This is a genomic window from Aquabacterium sp. OR-4 (genome assembly GCF_025290835.2).
Lineage (GTDB): Bacteria > Pseudomonadota > Gammaproteobacteria > Burkholderiales > Burkholderiaceae_C > Pseudaquabacterium.
Genome location: NZ_JAOCQD020000001.1, coordinates 1,900,321 through 1,918,995 on the forward strand (window position 1 = coordinate 1,900,321; position 18,675 = coordinate 1,918,995).

Annotated in this window: 16 protein-coding genes and 1 tRNA gene; 6 read left to right on the plus strand and 11 right to left on the minus strand. The window is 71.7% G+C overall.

Annotated elements, in window-relative coordinates:
- Positions 1–31: 31 nt before the first annotated feature.
- Positions 32–107: transfer RNA gene (locus N4G63_RS08275), tRNA-Asn, on the plus strand.
- Positions 108–215: 108 nt separating this feature from the next.
- On the opposite strand, the gene rng is transcribed toward N4G63_RS08275, so the two are convergent.
- The 8 genes from rng to N4G63_RS08315 are packed head-to-tail and all read right to left on the minus strand — an operon-like array spanning position 216 to position 7,217.
- Positions 216–1,700 (minus strand): ribonuclease G, encoded by a 1,485-nt coding sequence (rng, locus tag N4G63_RS08280; protein ID WP_314599571.1) that lies wholly within the window; start codon positions 1,698–1,700, stop codon positions 216–218.
- A gap of 59 nt (positions 1,701–1,759) precedes the next feature.
- The gene (locus N4G63_RS08285; RefSeq protein WP_260787854.1) at positions 1,760–2,377 is read right to left on the minus strand and encodes a Maf family protein; all 618 of its coding nucleotides are present in this window, start codon (positions 2,375–2,377) and stop codon (positions 1,760–1,762) included.
- 8 nt (positions 2,378–2,385) lie between these two features.
- Complete coding sequence (gene rlmH / locus N4G63_RS08290) at positions 2,386–2,856, minus strand: 23S rRNA (pseudouridine(1915)-N(3))-methyltransferase RlmH (RefSeq protein WP_260787855.1); 471 nt, start codon at positions 2,854–2,856, stop codon at positions 2,386–2,388.
- Positions 2,857–2,892: 36 nt separating this feature from the next.
- Positions 2,893–3,573, minus strand: coding sequence for a ribosome silencing factor (gene rsfS / locus N4G63_RS08295; RefSeq protein ID WP_260787856.1), 681 nt, complete (start codon positions 3,571–3,573; stop codon positions 2,893–2,895).
- Between the two features lie 40 nt (positions 3,574–3,613).
- Positions 3,614–4,240, minus strand: a complete 627-nt coding sequence (gene nadD / locus N4G63_RS08300; RefSeq protein ID WP_260787857.1) for a nicotinate (nicotinamide) nucleotide adenylyltransferase — start codon at positions 4,238–4,240, stop codon at positions 3,614–3,616.
- A complete protein-coding gene (hemF, locus tag N4G63_RS08305; RefSeq protein ID WP_260788674.1) occupies positions 4,237–5,187 on the minus strand; it encodes an oxygen-dependent coproporphyrinogen oxidase in 951 nt (316 codons plus the stop codon). The genes nadD and hemF overlap by 4 nt, the downstream gene beginning before the upstream one ends.
- Positions 5,188–5,200: 13 nt before the next feature.
- Positions 5,201–6,484 (minus strand): phosphoribosylamine--glycine ligase, encoded by a 1,284-nt coding sequence (gene purD, locus N4G63_RS08310; RefSeq protein ID WP_260787858.1) that lies wholly within the window; start codon positions 6,482–6,484, stop codon positions 5,201–5,203.
- 7 nt (positions 6,485–6,491) lie between these two features.
- Positions 6,492–7,217: a YebC/PmpR family DNA-binding transcriptional regulator gene (locus N4G63_RS08315; RefSeq protein WP_260787859.1), complete on the minus strand. Its 726-nt coding sequence runs from the start codon at positions 7,215–7,217 to the stop codon at positions 6,492–6,494.
- A gap of 330 nt (positions 7,218–7,547) precedes the next feature.
- Between N4G63_RS08315 and N4G63_RS08320 the strand changes: the two genes are divergently transcribed.
- The 3 genes from N4G63_RS08320 to N4G63_RS08330 are packed head-to-tail and all read left to right on the plus strand — an operon-like array spanning position 7,548 to position 12,450.
- Positions 7,548–9,713, plus strand: a complete 2,166-nt coding sequence (locus tag N4G63_RS08320; protein WP_260787860.1) for a hypothetical protein — start codon at positions 7,548–7,550, stop codon at positions 9,711–9,713.
- 31 nt (positions 9,714–9,744) lie between these two features.
- Entirely contained in the window at positions 9,745–10,656 is a 912-nt protein-coding gene (locus tag N4G63_RS08325) for a glutathione S-transferase family protein (protein WP_260787861.1), read from the plus strand.
- A gap of 48 nt (positions 10,657–10,704) precedes the next feature.
- Entirely contained in the window at positions 10,705–12,450 is a 1,746-nt protein-coding gene (locus tag N4G63_RS08330; protein ID WP_260787862.1) for a GMC family oxidoreductase, read from the plus strand.
- A 139-nt stretch (positions 12,451–12,589) separates the two neighbouring features.
- Here the strand turns inward: N4G63_RS08330 and N4G63_RS08335 are convergent, their stop codons facing one another.
- Positions 12,590–13,582, minus strand: coding sequence for a LysR family transcriptional regulator (locus tag N4G63_RS08335; RefSeq protein WP_260787863.1), 993 nt, complete (start codon positions 13,580–13,582; stop codon positions 12,590–12,592).
- A 9-nt stretch (positions 13,583–13,591) separates the two neighbouring features.
- Entirely contained in the window at positions 13,592–14,671 is a 1,080-nt protein-coding gene (locus tag N4G63_RS08340; RefSeq protein WP_260787864.1) for an alpha/beta fold hydrolase, read from the minus strand.
- 218 nt (positions 14,672–14,889) lie between these two features.
- Between N4G63_RS08340 and N4G63_RS08345 the strand changes: the two genes are divergently transcribed.
- A complete protein-coding gene (locus tag N4G63_RS08345; RefSeq protein ID WP_260787865.1) occupies positions 14,890–15,861 on the plus strand; it encodes a hypothetical protein in 972 nt (323 codons plus the stop codon).
- A gap of 52 nt (positions 15,862–15,913) precedes the next feature.
- Positions 15,914–17,581, plus strand: coding sequence for a helicase HerA-like domain-containing protein (locus N4G63_RS08350; protein WP_314599572.1), 1,668 nt, complete (start codon positions 15,914–15,916; stop codon positions 17,579–17,581).
- 39 nt (positions 17,582–17,620) lie between these two features.
- Here the strand turns inward: N4G63_RS08350 and N4G63_RS08355 are convergent, their stop codons facing one another.
- Positions 17,621–18,607, minus strand: coding sequence for a hypothetical protein (locus tag N4G63_RS08355; protein WP_314599573.1), 987 nt, complete (start codon positions 18,605–18,607; stop codon positions 17,621–17,623).
- Positions 18,608–18,675: the final 68 nt, after the last annotated feature.

The following is an 18,675-nucleotide window of genomic DNA, read 5'->3' on the forward strand; positions in this document are numbered from 1 at the left end:
TGAAAAAACTGGCTATACTGCGAGGCTCAGTTCCCCGATAGCTCAGTCGGTAGAGCGCCGGACTGTTAATCCGTAGGTCCCTGGTTCGAGCCCAGGTCGGGGAGCCAAAAAACCGAAGACGATCAAAGGCTTGCAGTGGCAACACTGCAAGCCTTTTTTCTTGGTTCCTTGCCGCCGCGGGGCATCGTCACTGCCGCCGCCGCCGCAGGCCCGGCCTACATCAACACGATGTCGTACTGCTCCGGGCTGAAGCTGGGTTCGGTGCTCAGCGACACCGGCTTGCCGATGAAGTCGCTCAGGCCGGCCAGGTGCTGGCTTTCTTCGTCGAGCAGCATCTCCACCACGGCCGCGCTGGCCACCACCCGAAACTCCTTCGGGTTGAACTGCCGCGCCTCGCGCAAGATCTCGCGCAGGATGTCGTAGCACACGCTGCGCGCGGTCTTGACCTGGCCGCGTCCTTCGCAGGTTGGGCAGGGCTGGCACAGCATGTGGGCCAGGCTTTCGCGGGTGCGCTTGCGCGTCATCTCCACCAGGCCCAGCTGGGTGAAGCCACTCACCGTGGTCTTGGTGCGGTCCTTGCCCAGCTGCTTGCGAAACTCGGCCAGCACGGCCTGCTGGTGCTCGTCGCGCACCATGTCGATGAAGTCGACAATGATGATGCCGCCCAGGTTGCGCAGCCGCAGCTGGCGCGCGATGGCACCGGCCGCCTCGAGGTTGGTCTTGAAGATGGTGTCGTCGAAGTTGCGCGCGCCGACAAAGCCGCCGGTGTTCACGTCCACCGTGGTCAGGGCCTCGGTCTGGTCGATGATCAGGTAGCCGCCACTCTTGAGATCCACGCGGCGGGCCAGCGCGCGGGCGATCTCCTCCTCGATGCCGAACAGGTCGAAGATCGGGCGCTCGCCCTTGTAGAGATCCAGCTTGGCGGTGCTGCCGGGCGTGAAGGTTTCGCCAAAGGCCTTGAGCGCATCAAACTGCAGCTTGCTGTCGATGCGCACCGATTGCGTGGCCTCGTTGGTCAGGTCGCGCAGCACGCGTTCGGCCAGGTTCAGGTCTTCGTGCAGCAGCGTGCCGGTGGGCTTGGACACGCCCAGCGCGCGGATCGCGTTCCAGGTCTTGCGCAGGTAGGCGATGTCGTCGGCCAGTTCGGCGTCCGAGGCGTCTTCGGCGTTGGTGCGCAGGATGAAACCGCCGGTGCCCGTGCCATCGGTGGTGGCGGTGAGGCGCTGCATGCGGGTGCGCAGCTGCTCGCGCGTCTCGTGCGAGCCGATCTTCTGGCTGATGCCGATGTGCGTGTCCTGCGGCAGAAACACCAGCATGCGCCCGGCAATGCTGATCTGCGTGGACAGGCGCGCTCCCTTGGTGCCGATCGGGTCCTTGATCACCTGCACCATCAGGGTCTGGCCCTCGAACACCTGGCGCTCGATGGGCACCGGCACGGCCACGTCGCTGCGCGCCGGGTGGCCATGCTGGTGGCCGCCGCCGTGCAGATCGGCCACGTGCAGAAAGGCCGCGCGCTCGAGCCCCACTTCGATGAAGGCGCTCTGCATGCCGGGCAGCACCCGCGCCACCTTGCCAAGGTAGATGTTGCCGACCAGGCCACGCTCCAGCGTGCGCTCGATGTGCAGCTCTTGCACTGCGCCGTTCTCGACGACGGCGACGCGGGTCTCTTGCGGAGCCCAGTTGATCAGGATGTCGTGCATGGCGCTCGGTGTTCTGGTTCTGGGTCAGGCACCAGCGCGCGTCCCGGTCGAGCCGGCCCTCAGCACGCGATGCGCAGTTGTCTCAGCAACTCGGCCGTCTCGTACAGCGGCAAACCCATGATACCGGTGTAGCTGCCGCCGATGGCCTCGATGCGCCCGGCCCAGGCGCTCTGGATGGCATAGGCGCCAGCCTTGCCGAAGGGCTCGCCGCTGGCCACATAGGCCGCGATGGCGGCCGCCGGCAAGGGTGCGAAACGCACGCTGCTGGATGACAGCGCGGCCAGCACCCGCCGCGCGCCGGGCGCCGGCGCCACGGCCACGGCGGTGTGCACCTTGTGCGTCCGGCCCGACAGCGCGGTGAGCATGGCGCTGGCTTCGGCCGCATCGGCCGGCTTGCCCAGGATGCGGCGGCCCAGCGCCACCGTGGTGTCGGCGCACAGGATGGGCGCCGGCGGCAGGCCGCGGCGCCGGGCGCGGGCCTGCGCCGCCTTCAGCTTCAAGGCGGTGACGCGCTGCACATAGGCCGCCGGCGCCTCGCCGGGCGACACGGCTTCCAGCGCCTCGGCGTCTTCGTCGGCATCGGCCAGCAGCAGCTCGTGCCGCACGCCCAGTTGATCAAGCAGCTGGCGGCGGCGCGGGCTTTGCGATGCCAGGTAGATGAAATCGGGGGCGGGCATCGTGGCGCTCACTCGCGGTGATAGGGGTGGCCGGCGGTGACGCTCCAGGCGCGGTACAGCGCCTCGGCCAGCAGCACGCGCACCATGGCATGCGGCAGGGTGAGATCGGAGATGCGCAGCGTCTCGTCGGCGCTGGCCTTGAGGGCCGGGTCGAGCCCGTCGGGCCCGCCCACCAGCAGGGCCACATCGCGCCCCTCGCCCAGCCAGGCGCGCAGGCGCTCGGCCAGTTGAACGGTGGTCAGGCGTGCGCCGCGTTCATCGAGGATGACGCGGCGCGCGCCCTTGGGAATCGCCGCCTCCAGGCGCAGGGCTTCGGCGGCCATCATCTGCGGCGCGGTCTTGCCGCTGGTGCGCGGCTCGGCCTTCACCGCCTTGAGCTCCAGCCGCAGCTCGGGCGGAAAGCGCTTGGCGTAGTCCTCGTAGGCCGTCTCGGCCCAGGCCGGGGGCTTGTGGCCCACGGCGGCCAGCACCAGGCGCATGGCGGCGCGGCGTTCTGCGGGGGCCCCGGGGCGCTATCAGCCGCGCGGCTTGGCAGCCTTGCGTGCCGGCGGCGCGGCGGGGCGGCTGGCCGTGGTCTTGGCGGCCACCTTCTTGGCGCCGGGGCGCTTGACCACCACGGTCTGCTCGGCCGGCGTGCGGTTGATGGCGCGCTGGGCGGCGGCCTTCTTGCTGGCCGGCGTGGCGCTGCCGGCCGCGGTCTTGCGGGCCGGCGCCTTCTTGGCCGGGGCAGCGGCCGGCCGGGCGGCAACCGCCTTCTTGGCCGCGGATTTCTTGGCGGGTGCGCGCTTGGTGGCGGGCGCCTCCTCGGGCTCGTCGTCGGGCTCGGAGGCCTTCACCAGGCCCTTGGCCGGGCCGCCGGTCTTCATCTTCACCGGCTTGCCGCCCCAGATCTCCTCGAGGCGGTAGTACTCGCGAATGGCCGGCTGCATCACGTGCACCACGGCGGCACCGCAGTCAACGATGATCCACTCGCCGTTGTCCTCGCCCTCGGTGGCGACGATGGGCATGCCGCCGGTCTTGACCGCGTCGCGCACGCTGGCCGCCAGGGCCTTGGTCTGCCGGTTGCTGGTGCCCGAGGCGATGATCACGCGCTCGAACAAGGGCGACAGGTGTTCGGTGTTGAACACCACGATGTCCTGCGCCTTGACGTCTTCGAGTCCGTCGAAGATGGCGCGTTGCAGCTTGCGAATGTCCATTCAGTGCCTGTCTGGGCTTGTTGTGGCCGCGTCAGCGGCTTCAGCCCTGGTTTGTCGGCCCAGGATAGGGCCGTTGTTGGTCAATATAGCCTGCCACGCTTGCGCCCACCAGATCGGCCACGGCCAAGCCGGCGGCCAGGCGGGCCCGCACCACGCTGGCCGAAATGGCCAGCGGTGGCAGATCGAGGCGGGTGCAGCGGTGCGGCACGGCGGCCAGTGCGGCCGGTGCCTGGGGGGCCTGGCCGTTGCGGGCGGCCACAGCCAGGGTCAGGCGCTGCAGCAGTTCGGGCCAGTCGCGCCAGGTGTCGAAACGGGCGTACTGGTCTTGCCCCAGGATCAGGAACCACTCGGCGCCGGGGGTTTCGGCCTGCAGGGCGCGCACGGTGTCAATGGTGTAAGTGGGGCCGTCGCGCTGCAGCTCGCGCGCATCGATGCGGTTGAAACCGTCATCGGCGCCGTCTTCGGCCAGCAGCGCGGCCAGCATGGCAGCGCGGTGGGCCGGTGCGGCCAGCACCTGGCCGGCCTTCTGCCAGGGCGCTCCGGCGGGCAGCCAGCGCAGCTCGTCAAGCGCCAGCTGATCGCGCGCGGCCCGGCCCAGCGCGCGGTGGGCCAGATGCGGTGGGTCGAAACTGCCTCCCAGCAAGCCGATGCGGCGGGGCTGGCTCAAGCCGCGGGCACCCCGTTGGCGCCATGGCCGGCCCAGTCGCGCGGGCGCAGGAAATCGCTGAACAGCCGCGCCTCCGGCGTGCCCGGCACGGGCTGCCAGTCGTAGCGCCAGCGCACCACGGGCGGCATCGACATCAGGATGCTCTCGGTGCGGCCGCCCGACTGCAGGCCGAACAGCGTGCCGCGGTCGAACACCAGGTTGAACTCGACATAGCGGCCGCGCCGCCAGGCCTGGAAGTCGCGCTGCGCCTCGCTGTAAGGCGTGTCGCGGCGGCGTTCGACGATGGGCACATAGGCGCCCAGGAAGGCATCGCCCACGGCGCGCAGCATCTCGAAGCTGCGCTCGAAACCGCCCTGCTCCACCGTGAAGCTGAAATCGTCGAAGAAGATGCCGCCGATGCCTCGCGGCTCGTTGCGGTGCTTCAGAAAGAAATACTCGTCGCACCAGGTCTTGAAGCGCGGGTACAGCTCGGCGCCAAAGGGCGCCAGCGCGTCGCGGCAGCTGCGGTGGAAGTGCGCCGCGTCGTCCTCGTGCCCGTAGTAGGGGGTGAGGTCCATGCCGCCGCCGAACCACACCACCGGCTCGCGGCCTTCGGGCAGGGCCGCAAACATGCGCACGTTCATGTGCACCGTGGGCACATGCGGGTTGCGTGGATGGAACACCAGGCTCACGCCCATGGCCTCGAACGGCGCGCCGGCCAGTTCGGGCCGGTGCGCGGTGGCCGATGGCGGCAGCTGGCCGCCCCGCACATGACTGAAGTTGCAGCCGCCGCGCTCGAGCAGGCCGCCCTCTTCCACCAGCTGGGTCTTGCCGTCGCCCTGCAGGCGGCCGCCGGGCTCGCGCGTCCAGGCGTCGGTGATGAAGGCCTTGCCATCCAGCGCGGCCATCGTGCTGACGATGCGCTGCTGCAGGCCGAGCAGGTAGGCGCGAACGGCCGCGGTGTCCATGCTCACGGCGGCGTCAGCGCTTGACGGCGCGGTGGCCGATGTCGCGGCGGTACTGCATGCCGTCAAAGGCAATGCCGGCCATCGCGTCATAGGCCGCCTGCTGTGCCAGCTTGGCCGATTCGCCCAGCGCGGTGACGCACAGCACGCGGCCGCCGGTGACGCGCACCGTGCCGTCGTCGTCGAGTGCGGTGCCGGCGTGGAACACCACCGCATCGGGCGTGTCGGCGCCCAGGCCGGTGATGGCGTCGCCCTTGCGCGGCTGCAGCGGGTAGCCGGCGGCGGCCATCACCACACCCAGCGCGATGCGGCGGTCCCATTCGAGCGACACCTTGTCGAGCGTGCCGTCGGTGGCGTGCAGCAGCACCTCGACCAGATCGCTCTTCAGGCGCATCAGGATCGGCTGGGTCTCGGGGTCGCCCATGCGGGTGTTGAACTCCAGCGTCTTGGGATTGCCCTTGGCGTCGATCATCAGCCCGGCATACAGGAAGCCGGTGAACGGGATGCCGTCGCGCGCCATGCCGGCCACCGTGGGGCCGATGATCTCGTGCATGGCCTTGGCGTGCACATTGGGCGTGACCACCGGTGCCGGGCTGTAGGCGCCCATGCCGCCGGTGTTGGGGCCGGTGTCGCCGTCGCCCAGGCGCTTGTGGTCCTGGCTGCTGGCCAGGGCCAGCACATGCTTGCCGTCCACCAGCACGATGAAGCTGGCTTCCTCGCCCTCGAGGAACTCCTCGATCACCACGCGTGCGCCACCGTCGTTGTGCTGCACGCCCAGGCTGTTGTCCAGCAGCATGAAGTCGATGGCCTCGTGCGCCTCCTGCAGCGTCATGGCCACCACCACGCCCTTGCCGGCGGCCAGACCGTCGGCCTTGACCACGATGGGCGCGCCCACCTGGTCGACATGGGCATGGGCCGCGGCCACATCGGTGAAGGTGGCGTAGTGGGCGGTGGGGATCTTGTGCCGCGCCATGAAGTCCTTGGCGAAGGCCTTGCTCGACTCCAGCTGCGCCGCGGCCTTGCTGGGGCCGAAGATGCGCAGGCCGCGGGCGCGGAAGATGTCGACCACGCCCTGCGACAAGGGCGCCTCGGGGCCCACCACGGTGAGGCCGATCTTCTCGGCCGCGGCAAAGTCGGCCAGCGCCTGCGGGTCGGTGATGGCCACGTTCTTGAGCTGCGCGTCGCGCGCCGTGCCGCCATTGCCGGGCGCCACGTACACCTGCTGCACCCGCGGGCTTTGCGCCAGCTTCCAGGCCAGCGCATGTTCACGGCCACCGCCGCCGATCACCAACACCTTCATCTCGCGCTCACTCTGCCAGTTCGGCGTTGTGGTAGACGTTTTGCACGTCGTCCAGGTCTTCAATCACGTCCAGCAGCTTCTGCATGCGCAGCGCGTCTTCACCCGCGATGGCGATGGTGTTCTCGGCGCGCATGGTCACCTCGGCCATGTCGGCCACCAGGCCGGCGGCCTCGAGCGCGTTTTTCACCGCCTCGAAATCGGTGGGCGAGGTGATCACCTCGATGGCACCGTCGTCGTCGCTGACCACATCCTCGGCGCCCGATTCGAGCGCCACCTCCATCACCTTGTCTTCCGAGGTGCCGGGCGCAAACACCAGCTGGCCGCAGTGCTTGAACTGGAAGGCCACCGAGCCCTCGGTGCCCAGGTTGCCGCCGTACTTGCTGAAGGCATGGCGCACCTCGGCCACGGTGCGCACGCGGTTGTCGGTCATGGTGTCGACGATGATCGCCGCGCCGCCGATGCCGTAGCCCTCGTAGCGGATTTCTTCGTAGTTCACGCCTTCGAGGTTGCCCGAGGCCTTGTCGACGTTGTACTTGATGCGATCGGCCGGCATGTTGGCGGCCTTGGCCTTGTCGATGGCCAGGCGCAGGCGCGGATTGGCGGTCACGTCAGCGCCGCCCTGGCGGGCTGCCACGGTGATTTCGCGAATGATGCGGGTCCAGACCTTGCCGCGCTTTTCGTCCTGGCGGCCTTTGCGGTGCTGGATGTTGGCCCATTTGGAATGGCCTGCCATGGGGTACTCGCTCCTGTTTGCGGCCGGCGCCGCGGAAGAAAACAGCGCATTTTAGGCGGTGGGCGTCGTCGGCAGGCCAAAGCCCGGGACGGCCGTCCCCCGCAGGCGGGTGCGGCCACGCCCGGCCGCCGGGCGGCAGGACCGATGTCCCTCTCACCCGGGCGCCCGGCGCCGGAACACTGAGCGCATCTCCACAGCACCCGGTGTTCCGCGATGAAACCGCTCCGCCACCCGCCAGCGCTGCGCCTGAGCAGCGCCCGTTCCAGCGTTCATTCCCGCCCCAGCCCCAGGCTGCGCGGCATCTGCCAGGCCGCAGGTCCCGCCCTGGTCATGGCCCTGGCCCTGGGCGCCGCCGCCACGCCGGCCCGCGCCCAGATCAGCTTCACCGAGCAGCGCCTGGATGCGCTGGGCCCGGCCATCGGCACTGCCATCAATGCCCGCGGCGATGTCGTGGGCCGCCTGGCCTCGGGTGAGGCCTTCAGCTTCATCGACGGCACGCTGCGTGTGCTGCCGCGGCTGAACGGCGCCACCATGACGGCCGTCGACATCGACGACTTCGGCCACGTGTTCGGCCGCACCGGCAATTCGCCGTCGATCTCGCCCAACCAGCAGGCCGTGCGCTGGCAGATCGGCGCCAACGGCCAGGCCGCGGCGCCGGTGGCGCTGGGCCCGGCGAAGGTGAGCTCGGTGGCCATGGGCGCCGATGGCGCCGCGGTGGGCGCCGGCGTGCAGGACAAGCAGCTGCGGCGCCTGGCCGAAGGCGGTGCCAGCACGGTGCTGGCCACCGCCAGCGGCAATCAGTTTTTCACCGTCGCCGATGCCAATTTCTCGCGCCAGGTGGTGGGCCAGCTGGGCGCGGTGCCCGGCAAGGGCGATGCCTTCGTGTTCGACGCCCAGGGCCTGCGCATCCTGCCGCGGCTGGGCGGCGCGGCGCAGCCGTCCATCGCCCAGGCCATCAACCAGCGCGGCGACATCGTCGGCAGCAGCCAGGGCCGGGCCGTGATGTGGCGCCAGGACGGCGCCCTGCTCGACCTGAGCGACGGCGCCGGTTTCGGCCTGCAGAGCGCGCAGGCGCTGGGGGTGAACGACATCGGCCTGGCCGTGGGCAGCTTCAGGCCGCTGGCCGCGCCGGCCGGCCAGCCCGTCGATGGGGCCTTCGTCTGGAGCGAGCGCGGCCGCATGCGCAGCCTGGGCGAAGGCCGCGCGGTGGCCATCAACCGCGACGGCCAGGTGCTGGTCAACCGCGCCACCGGCGCCTCGCTGCTCACGCCCAAGGGCACGCTGTATTTCGTCAACGCCGACGAGGGCTTCTTCAACCCGCGCGGCTGGATCGACAACGCCCCCGGCACCCGCGACGACAGCGAGCTGGACCTGGCGCCCAGCCGCCTGCTCGACACGGTGATCGTCACCGCCGGCCCGGGCGTGCCGGCCTCCACGCGCGCCAAGGTCGGCAGCGACGGCGTGGTGAAGTCGCTGCGCGTGGGCATGTTTGCCAACACCGCCAGCCGCGACGGCTCGGCCACGCTGGACCTGCGCTCGAGCGGCGGGCTGGAGCCGCACCGCGTGCGCCTGCAGGCGCTGGACGGCATCAGCGTGCGCGATGGCGGCCGCATCAGCGGCACCGGCACCCTGGTGGGCGCGGTGACGGTGTTCGGCACCGCAGGCAGCACGCCGGGCGGCAGCCTCCTGGTGAGCGATCTCGAGGTGCAGGGCGGCCCGCTGGTCAACCGCGGCCTGGTGGTGGCGGTGCAGGCGCAGTCGCGCCTGGCCGCCAGCCTGCACAACGAAGCCAGCGGCCAGCTCAGCACCCGGCCGGGCGCGCAGCTGCTGCTGGAAGGCCACCAGCAGCGCAATGCCGGCCAGGTGGACATCAGCGCGTCGGTGCTGCAGGTGCAGGGCAGCTTCGTCAACGCGGCCGGCGGCCAGGTGAACGTCACCGACGGTGGCCTGGCGGTGTTCGACGGCCCGGTGCGCAACGACGGCGGCTTCTTCGTCGACGGCAACTCGACGCTGCAGTTCAACGCGCGGGTCGACGGCAGCGGCAGCATCGTGCAGGGCAGCCGGCCGGGCCAGCTGCTGTTCGGCAATGGCTTCGGCCTGGGCGAGCAGGTGCTGCACACGCGCCTGGCCAACGCCCGCTTTGCCGGCGGCGAGCTGACGCTGAAGCTCAGCACGCAGGGCCACGACCAGCTGGCCTTCGACGGCGAGGTGCGCTTCAGCGGCGGCACGCGCCTGGTGCTGGCCATGGCCGAGGGCCTGCAGGTGCAGGCCGGCGACCGCTTTGACCTGTTCGACTGGGGCGGCGCGGTGCAGGGCACGCTGGACCTGAACCACCTGCCGGTATTGGCCGCCGGCCTGCGCTGGGACCGCAGCGAGGTATTCAGCCAGGGCGTGCTGTCGGTCAGCGCGGTGCCCGAGCCCGCGCACTGGCTGCTGATGAGCGGCGGCCTGGCCTGGCTGGCCCTGCTGCGCGCGCCCTCGCGCCGCCGCGGCTGACACCCTCAACCCATCCCCTGGAGACAAGCCCGTGAACGCCCAGACCCTGCACCCGTCCAGCCCGTCCAGCTCGGCCAGCTCGGCCGGGCCCGCCGCCGTCGCCGCCGCCGCCGAGCACAGCTCGACCATCGACGCCGAGTTCGGCTTCATCCGCGACCCGGCGCGCCGGCAGCTGGCGCCGCTGGCCTTCGGCCTGCGTGCCGACAGCCCGCCGGCGGTGGCCTGGCGCGCCGCACAGCAGCGCGAGCGCCTGAGCTTCTGGGACTTTCCCAGCTCGCCCTTCTGCGTCAAGGTGCGCGCCATGCTGCGCCACAAGGGCCTGGTGTTCGAGGCGGTCGATCCGCTGGCGCCGGCGCACTGGTGGACGCTGCAGCGCCGCGGCCTGGGCAAGGTGCCGGCGCTGCAGATCGATGCCCGCTTCGTCACCGATTCCACCGACATCGCGCTGGCCCTGGAGGCGCTGTACCCCGAGCCCGCGCTGGTGCCCGCCGATGCGCGCCTGGCGGCGCTGAACCATGCGCTGGAAGAGTGGGCCGACGAGGCGCTGTACTTTCTGGGCCTGCACTTCCTGTGGCTCGATCCGGCCACCGCCGGCCTGGTGCCGCAGCTGTTCGGCCGCGGCCCGCTGGGCCGGCTGGGCTACCAGATCTACCGCCGGCGCATTGCCGCCCAGGTGCGGGGCCAGGGCACCGGCCGCAAGCCGCCTGAGCGCCTGCTGGGCGAACTGCAGCGCCAGCTCGACCATGCCGCCGCGCTGCTGCAGCCCGGCCCCTGGCTGATCGACGAGCAGCCGCGCCTGGCCGACTTTGCGCTGTTCGGCCAGCTCAGCTTTCTGCTGCGCGCGGTGACCAGCGGCCCGCTGGTGCGCGAGCGGCCGCCGCTGATGGCCTTCGTCAAGCGCCTGCGCGCCGTGGGCCGCGACGCCAGCGCCACGCCGCGCTGAGCCCCCCCGCCGCCACCACGGCCCTGTACCTCACGAGGTGATCCCGACATGACCCACCTGACCCAACCCAAGGCCCCGCTGGCCGATACCAGCCCCGACACCGTGCTGGAGGCCGACTACGTGATCCTGGGCGGCGGCTCGGCCGGCTGCGTGCTGGCCGCGCGCCTGAGCGAAGACCCATCGTGCCGCGTGCTGCTGGTCGAGGCCGGCGGCGACGGCCGCGGTCTGCTGATCGACACCCCCGCCGCGCTGGTGGCCATGCTGCCCACGCAGATCAACAACTGGGGCTTCGAGACCGTGCCGCAGGCCGGGCTGGACGGCCGCCGCGGCTACCAGCCGCGCGGGCGCGCGCTGGGCGGCAGCTCGGCCATCAATGCCATGGTCTACATGCGCGGCCACCCGAGCGACTACGACGGCTGGGCCGCCCGCGGCAACCCCGGCTGGGGCTGGGCCGAGGTGCTGCCCTACTTTCGGCGCGCCGAGGGCAATGCCCGCCACGGTGCGCCCTGGCATGGCCAGGACGGGCCGCTCAGCGTGTCGGACCTGCGCACCGACAACCCCTTTCTGGCGCGCTGGCTGCTGGCCGCCCGCCAGGCGGGTTATCGCCTGAACCACGACTTCAACGGCGCCGAGCAGGAAGGCTTCGGCACGGTGCAGGTGACGCAGCGCAACGGCCAGCGCTGCAGCAGCTTCCGCGCCTACCTCGAGCCGGTGATGAAGCGCCCCAACCTGCAGGTGCTCACCGGCACGCAGGCCACGCGGCTGCTGCTGGACGGACGGCGCTGCATCGGCGCGCTGCTGCAGCAGGGGCCGCGCCGCGGCGGCCGCGCGCTGGCCTGCCGGGCGACGGCCGAGGTCATCGTCAGCGCCGGCGCGCTGCAGTCGCCGCAGCTGCTGCTGTGCTCGGGCATTGGCGCACCCGAGGCGCTGGCGCCCTGGGGGGTGACGCTGCAGCACGCGCTGCCGGGCGTGGGCCGCAACCTGCAGGACCATGTTGACTACATCTTCGGCTACCGCGCGCCCACCACCGATCTGGCCGGCGTCTCGCCCGCCGGCGGCGCCCGGCTGCTGCGCGAGATCGGCCGCTACCGGCGCGAGCGCCGCGGCATGCTGACCAGCAACTTTGCCGAGGGCGCGGGCTTCATCCGCAAGCACCCGCAATCGGTGGCGCCGGATTTCCAGCTGCTGTTCGTCACCGCCATCGTCGAGGACCACGCGCGCAAGCTCAACCTGCACCACGGCTTCTCGTGCCATGTGTCGCTGCTGCGCCCGCGCAGCCGCGGCCGCGTGGCGCTGCAATCGCCCAGCGCGCTGGACGCGCCGCTGATCGACGCGGGCTTCTACACCGACCCGCGCGACCTGGACGACATGGTGCTCGGCTGGCAGCTCACCCGGCGCCTGATGGCCCAGCCGGCGCTGGCCAGCGAGGTGACACGCGCGCTGCCCAGCACCCTGGCCGAGGGCGACCCCGCCATCCGCGCACTGCTGCGCGCACGCAGCGACACCGTCTACCACCCGGTGGGCAGCTGCGCGATGGGCCCGCTGGCGCAAGAGCCGATGGCGGTGGTGGATGCCGCGCTGCGCGTGCACGGCCTGCACGGCCTGCGGGTGGTGGATGCCTCGGTGATGCCGGCCATTCCCGGCGGCAACACCAACGCGCCCACGGTGATGCTGGCCGAGCGCGCGGCTGACCTGATCCGTGGCCGCCGGCCCTTGCCCGCCGCCGCCCTCCCCGACGCCGAGGCGCCCGCCGCAACCCGCCGGGACCGGCTTGGCGAACTGGCGCAGCCTTGAGCCGTGCGAGCCAAAGCGCACACGCCATGCTTGAACCGTCGCGAGCGGGCTCAGGGCGGTGCGAGCAACGCAGCCGTACACCCGTACGGCGAGTTGCGCAGGGCCGCCATGTGCCCGCACAGCGGGTTCATGCCCGGCTTCAAGCCGGCTCGCCCCAGCACGCGGCCGGCCGCTCGGCATAGTCGGCCAGCGCGTCCATCACGCACTTCACCCGGCCCGACAAGCGCGTGGCCGGCGGCGCCACGGCCCACAGCGTGATGCCCGGCAGCGTGATCTGCGGCAGCACCGCCACCAGCCGGCCATCGGCCAGCGCCTGGCGGCCCTGGAACGGCGGCAGCGGCGCGATGCCGCTGCCCGCCAGGGCCAGCGCATACAGCATGTCAAAGCTGTTGGCGCGCACGCGCTGGCGCGGTGCCACGTCCTGGCCCAGATCCCACAGGCCGCGCGGGCCCAGCTCGCTGTGGGTGAGCGCCACATGGCGGGCCAGATCGGCCACCTGGTGCGGTGTGCCGTGCTGCGCCAGATAGGCCGGGCTGGCCACCAGGCTGCCACGCACCACGGTGAGCCGGCGCGCGATGTGCTGGGATTCGGGCAGCGGCCCGGCGCGCAAGGCCAGGTCCACCGCGCCGCCCACCAGATCGATGCGGCGGTCGTCGAGCAGCACGTCCACGTCCAGCCCCGGGTGCTCGCGCATCAGCCGGGCCAGCACCGGCGCCAGGATGGCCGCGCCGAGCGACTGTGGCGCGGTGATGCGCACCTGGCCGCTGACCTCGTCATCGGGGCCGCGCAGCTCGTCGCAGGCCAGCTCCAGGCCCTGCAGCAGCTCGCGGCAGCGCTGCACAAAACGCTCGCCAGCCAGGGTCAGCGACATGCCGCGGGTGCTGCGGTGCATCAGCGTGACCTGCAACCCGGCCTCCAGCGCCGCCACGCGCCGGCTGGCCATCGAGGCCGAGATGCCCAGACGCCGCGCGGCCTCGGTGAAGCCGCCGCTGTCGATCACCGCCACCAGGGTTTGCAGCGTCGCCAGATCGGGCCGGGTGCGGCCGGTGGCGCCGTCGGCGCGCAGGGCGGGCGCGCGCTGCCGCGGCGGTGCGGCGGCCTCGGGCAGGCGCCGGTTGCTGCGGCCGGGCATCGCGCGCCCTCAGGCGCGCGCCAGGCCGAAGCCGTGGTTGCGGGCGGTGACGATGGCCATCGCCCGATTCTCCACCTGCAGCCGGTCGAACAGCACCGACACCTGGTTGCGAACCGTCTTCTCCGACAGGCCCAGCGAGGCGGCGATCTGCGCGTTGTCGCGGCCCTGGGCCAGCAGCTCCAGCAGCTCGCGCAGGCGCGGCGTGAGCGCGCCGATCGGGCCGTCCACCGGCGCGCGGCCCAGGCCGGGCAGGAAGGCGTCGATCTCCTCCAGCGCGCGGGCCCAGCCCGGCTCGTCGGCCAGCAGCAGGTGGTTGCGGCTGTCGATGGTGAGCAGCGAGGCGCCCGGAATCTGCGTGGCCAGCAGCCGGCCTTCATCAAAGGGCACGCGCAGGTCGTGGCGGCTGTGCAGCACCAGCGTGGGGCAGCGCACCCGCGGCAGCAGGGCCGTGACATCGATGGTGTTGAAGGCCCGCATGAAGCGCGCCGCATTGGCCGGCGAGGTGGACAGGCGCTCAAGCTCGTTGAACCAGGCATGCTGCTCGGGCAGGCCGTCGGGGATGAACTGGGTGGTGAAGAACTGGCGGAACGACGGATCGGCACGGCCCCAGCCCAGCTCGGCCAGGCGGCACATCATCTCGGCCTCTTCAGCCTGCTCACGCGTGTGGCTGCGCACCAGCCGGCCGCGCGCGTAGCCGCCCTGCAGGATCAGGTGGGTCACCCGCTCGGGATGGCGCACCGCGTAGGCGATGGCGATCGACGCCCCCTGCGAGATGCCCAGCAGCGCAAAACGCTCGGCGCCCGACTGGTCGGCCACCGCCTCCAGATCGCTGACCCAGTGCTCGAAGCCCAGATCGGCCACCTGCCAGTCCGACAGGCCGCAGCCGCGCTCGTCATAACGCAGCAGGCGGTAACGCTCGGACAGTGCATGCAGCACATGGCGCCACACCGGGCTGTCCCAGTCGTGCTCGAGGTGCGACAGCCAGGTGGCGGCCTTGATCACCGTGGGGCCCTGACCGCTGCTGGCATACGCCAGCCGCGTGCCGTCGTGGCTGCGCAGGAAGCGGATCTTCTGGCTGAGAGCGGACATCGGTTCGCGCCTGGGGTGCCGTGGCAGCGGCGTTGGCCCAAATTCTGACAGCCAAAGCACGCGTACAAATCCCAGCAATACAGTCTTGCATCCAGTGCAAAGATGCTGTGGCGGACGGGACCGGCGTCCCGCGCGCCCACCCGGTGCGGCACCCCCGGGCCTGCCGGCCGGGGCCCGCGTCACGCGACGGCCGCCACCCTGCCCGGCACAGTGGCGCCATGCACCCGATGCCCCCGCCTGGCGGACGCCTGGACACCGACCCCGGCTGGCCCCACCGCCTGCACTTTGCGCTGCTGGGCGCCTTGCTGCTGGCCGGCGGCCTGCTGGCCCTGGGCTGGCCGGCGCTGGCGGCCCAGGCCCTGCCCTGGCCACTGCCGCCGCTGCACGCGCGCTGCCTGGGCGCCATGCAGCTGGCGCTGGCCTACACCTGGCTGCGCGCCGCCACCGAGCACGACCGCGCGGCGCTGCGCATCCCCTTGCTGATGTCGGCGGCCGCCGCGCTGGTGCTGCTGGGCGGCTGGCCGGTCTGGTGCGCGCAGCTGGCGGCCCTGCCGCTGGCCGCAACGGGTGATGCCGCAGCCGCAACGTCGGCCGCAACGTCAGCGGCACCCGCACCCGCACCCGCACCCGCACCCGCACCCGCAACCGCAACCGCAGCCGCAACCGCAACCGCAGCCACAGCCGCAACCGCAGCCGCAGCCGGCCTGGCCAAAGCCAGTGCGGCCGGGCCGGGCAGGCTCTGGCTGCTGCCGGCGGCCGGCCTGCTGATCGTGGCCCATGCCGGCGCACTGCTGTGGCGCGACCGCATGCTGCAGGCGCCGGCCGAGCGGCCACACCGCGGCCTGCTGGCGCTGGCCGCGCTGGCGCTGGCGCTGGTGCTGCTGCTTGGCGCGGCACCCGGCCTGGCGGCCGCCGGCTGGCCGTGGAAGCTGCCCGCCACCACCGCCCTGCCCTATGCGGTGCTGCTGGCGCCTTGGGGCGCCGCGGCGGCGCTGCTGGCGCACGAGCGCCGCCGCCGCACCCGTCGCCACGGCCTGCAGGGCCTGCTGCTGCTGGGCCTGCTGGTGCCGGCGGTCTCGCTGCTGCACCTGCCGGCATTTCATGGCCCGGGCGCGGCGCTGGCCTGGTGTTCGGCCTTCGCGCTCACCGCCGTGCTGGCGGGCCGTGCCCTGGGCCAGAGCTGGCATTGAATGCCCCTAAACTGCCAGGCGACCCCCCCTGTTTTCGCCCGGAGTGCCATCCATGTCAGAGCCGATCCTCGTCGCCCAGCACGGCGTTGCCGAGTGCCACCTGCTGCCCGCGCTGGCCAACCGCCACGGCCTGATCACCGGCGCCACCGGCACCGGCAAGACCATCACGCTGCAAACCCTGGCCGAGAACTTCAGCAAGATCGGCGTGCCGGTGTTCATGGCCGATGTGAAGGGCGATCTCACCGGCATCAGCCAGGCCGGCAGCGTGAGCCCCAAACTGGCGCAGATCCTCGCCGAGCGCGGCCTGGCCACGCCCACCCCGCTGGCCTGCCCCACCACGCTGTGGGACGTGTTCGGCGAGCAGGGCCACCCGGTGCGCGCCACCATCAGCGACTTCGGGCCGCTGCTGCTGGCGCGCATGCTCAACCTCAACGACACCCAGGCCGGCGTGTTGAACATGGTGTTCAAGATCGCCGACGACCAGGGCCTGCTGCTGCTGGACCTGAAGGATCTGCGCGCCATGCTGCAGCATGTGGGCGACAACGCCAGCCAGTTCACCACCGAGTACGGCAATGTCTCGGCGGCCAGCATCGGCGCCATCCAGCGCGGCCTGCTGCAGATCGAGCAGCAGGGCGGCGACAAGTTCTTCGGCGAACCCATGCTCGACATCGCCGACTTCATGCAAACGGTGACACCGGCCCCCACGTCGCCTGCGGCTCCTGCCCCCCAAGGGGGCGCGTCGGCGCCTTGGGGCGGCCCGGCGGCACCGACCTCCGGCCAGGGCGTCATCAACATCCTCTCGGCCGACAAGCTGATGAACGCGCCGCGGCTGTACGCCACCTTCTTGCTGTGGCTGCTGAGCGAGCTGTTCGAAACCCTGCCCGAGGTGGGCGACCTCGAGAAGCCCAAGCTGGTGTTCTTCTTTGATGAAGCGCACCTGCTGTTCAAGGACGCGCCGGCCGCGCTGGTGGAACGCATCGAGCTGGTGGTGCGCCTGGTGCGCAGCAAGGGCGTGGGGGTGTACTTCGTCACCCAGAACCCGCTGGACATCCCCGACACCGTGCTGGGCCAGCTGGGCAACCGCGTGCAGCATGCGCTGCGCGCCTTCACCCCGCGCGACCAGAAGGCGGTGAAGAGCGCCGCCGAAACCATGCGCGCCAACCCTGGCCTGGACATCGCCACCGCGATCACCGAGCTGGGCGTGGGCGAGGCCCTGGTGAGCCTGCTCGACGCCAAGGGCCGGCCCAGCGTGACCGAGCGCGTGTATGTGCTGCCGCCGGGCAGCCAGATCGGCCCGATCACGCCAGCGCAGCGCCAGGCGCTGCTGCAGGGCTCGCTGGTGGCCGGCGTGTACGAGAAGCTGGTGGACCGCGAATCGGCCTACGAGAAGCTCAAGGGCCGCGCAGTGAGCAGCGCGGATACCGCCGCTGCCGCCACCGGCGGGCGCAGCATGGCCGATGAGGCCGCAGCCGCGATGCGCGGCGGTGCGGCCGACGCCGCCCGCGGCGCGGCGCAGGAGGCGGCCGGCGCCGCCGGTGGCGGGCTGATGGACGGGCTGAAGGATGTGCTCTTTGGCAGCACCGGCCCGCGCGGCGGCCGCCGCCCCGGCCTGGCCGAGGCCGCCGCCGGCTCGGCCATGCGCAGCATCGGCTCGGCCGTGGGCCGCGAGATCGTGCGCGGCGTGCTGGGCTCGCTGCTGGGCGGCGGGCGGCGGCGCTGAGGCGGCACTCGACGGCCAGCGGCACCCGCGCGCGCCGGGTCAGTATTTGGCGGTCAGCTTGACCGCGGTTCTGGCCACATCGGCTTCCTCGCCGTCACGGAAGTTGCGGCCCACCACCCGCTCAAGCTTGATGCCCTGCTGCCCGTTATGGCTGCGGTGGATGACCCATGAGGTCGACAGGCTGTGCTTCGTGCTGCGCGGCTGCGCACCGTTGAATTGCCTCACATGCTCGGACTGCCACTGCAACAGGTGCGGGCGCAAGCGGTTCAGCACCTGCATCGATTCCGGCAGCTCGGGCACCAAGGCCGCCAGGCCCAGACGCACATCCAGCCCGTGCACCGACGCCGGCTGGCCGGGCGCCCGCCGTGAGCTGTGATCGACATAGGGCGCGAGGCTGCCAAACACCCACCGGTCGCGCAGGCGGATGCGCAGGGCTTCGTTGGCCACAAGCCAGTGGTAGTTCATGTCGACCGGCACCTCGATGGACGCGGTGCGCGTGTCCGTGACATCGTTGTTCTGCAGCCGCAAGGCCAGTTCATAGGCCAGGGCACCGCCGGTCTGCAGCTTCTGCCTTGCCTTGAGCACCGATCGGCCACCCAGCCGGAACGTCTGGGTGGCCACCTGGTCGACCCGCGCCATCTGGGTGGAGTCGCTCTCGAAGCCCAGCGCCAGGTAGGGCTTCATGCCCTTGACCTCTTCGGTGTCGAGCACGCCCAGCTTGCCGTAGGGCACCCAGAGAATGGCCGCCTTGGCCGTGCCGGTGGTGCGGCCTGCGCTACGCCCCAGGGCGACCTCGGCCGGATCGCCGTTGTCGGCCGAGATGGTGGTGCTTGAGCGGACGAACAGGACCTGCTCAGCCGCCGCACTGCCGCTCTTGCGGCGTTTGTGGAACTCGGCCTGGATGTCGGCATCGCGCAAGGGCTGCGCCACCGTGCCGGCCTCGAAGCCCAGGGCGCGGTCGTAGCAGCCCAGCCGCTCCTGAGCGTCGACCACGCGCTTGCAGGCCTCGAGTTCGGTCTGCGCCACGGCCGTGGCCGCCAGGCCGGCCAGGCCCCATGCCATCGAACAACGCCCGAACTTGTGCATGTGCCGTC

Coding starts and splice junctions, on each gene's coding strand:
- rng (WP_314599571.1), bottom strand. CDS start 1,700: ATGCACGACATCCTGATCAACTGGGCTCCGCAAGAGACCCGCGTCGCC.
- N4G63_RS08285 (WP_260787854.1), bottom strand. CDS start 2,377: ATGCCCGCCCCCGATTTCATCTACCTGGCATCGCAAAGCCCGCGCCGC.
- rlmH (WP_260787855.1), bottom strand. CDS start 2,856: ATGCGCCTGGTGCTGGCCGCCGTGGGCCACAAGCCCCCGGCCTGGGCC.
- rsfS (WP_260787856.1), bottom strand. CDS start 3,573: ATGGACATTCGCAAGCTGCAACGCGCCATCTTCGACGGACTCGAAGAC.
- hemF (WP_260788674.1), bottom strand. CDS start 5,187: ATGGACACCGCGGCCGTTCGCGCCTACCTGCTCGGCCTGCAGCAGCGC.
- purD (WP_260787858.1), bottom strand. CDS start 6,484: ATGAAGGTGTTGGTGATCGGCGGCGGTGGCCGTGAACATGCGCTGGCC.
- N4G63_RS08315 (WP_260787859.1), bottom strand. CDS start 7,217: ATGGCAGGCCATTCCAAATGGGCCAACATCCAGCACCGCAAAGGCCGC.
- N4G63_RS08320 (WP_260787860.1), top strand. CDS start 7,548: ATGGCCCTGGCCCTGGGCGCCGCCGCCACGCCGGCCCGCGCCCAGATC.
- N4G63_RS08330 (WP_260787862.1), top strand. CDS start 10,705: ATGACCCACCTGACCCAACCCAAGGCCCCGCTGGCCGATACCAGCCCC.
- N4G63_RS08335 (WP_260787863.1), bottom strand. CDS start 13,582: ATGCCCGGCCGCAGCAACCGGCGCCTGCCCGAGGCCGCCGCACCGCCG.
- N4G63_RS08340 (WP_260787864.1), bottom strand. CDS start 14,671: ATGTCCGCTCTCAGCCAGAAGATCCGCTTCCTGCGCAGCCACGACGGC.
- N4G63_RS08345 (WP_260787865.1), top strand. CDS start 14,890: ATGCACCCGATGCCCCCGCCTGGCGGACGCCTGGACACCGACCCCGGC.
- N4G63_RS08350 (WP_314599572.1), top strand. CDS start 15,914: ATGTCAGAGCCGATCCTCGTCGCCCAGCACGGCGTTGCCGAGTGCCAC.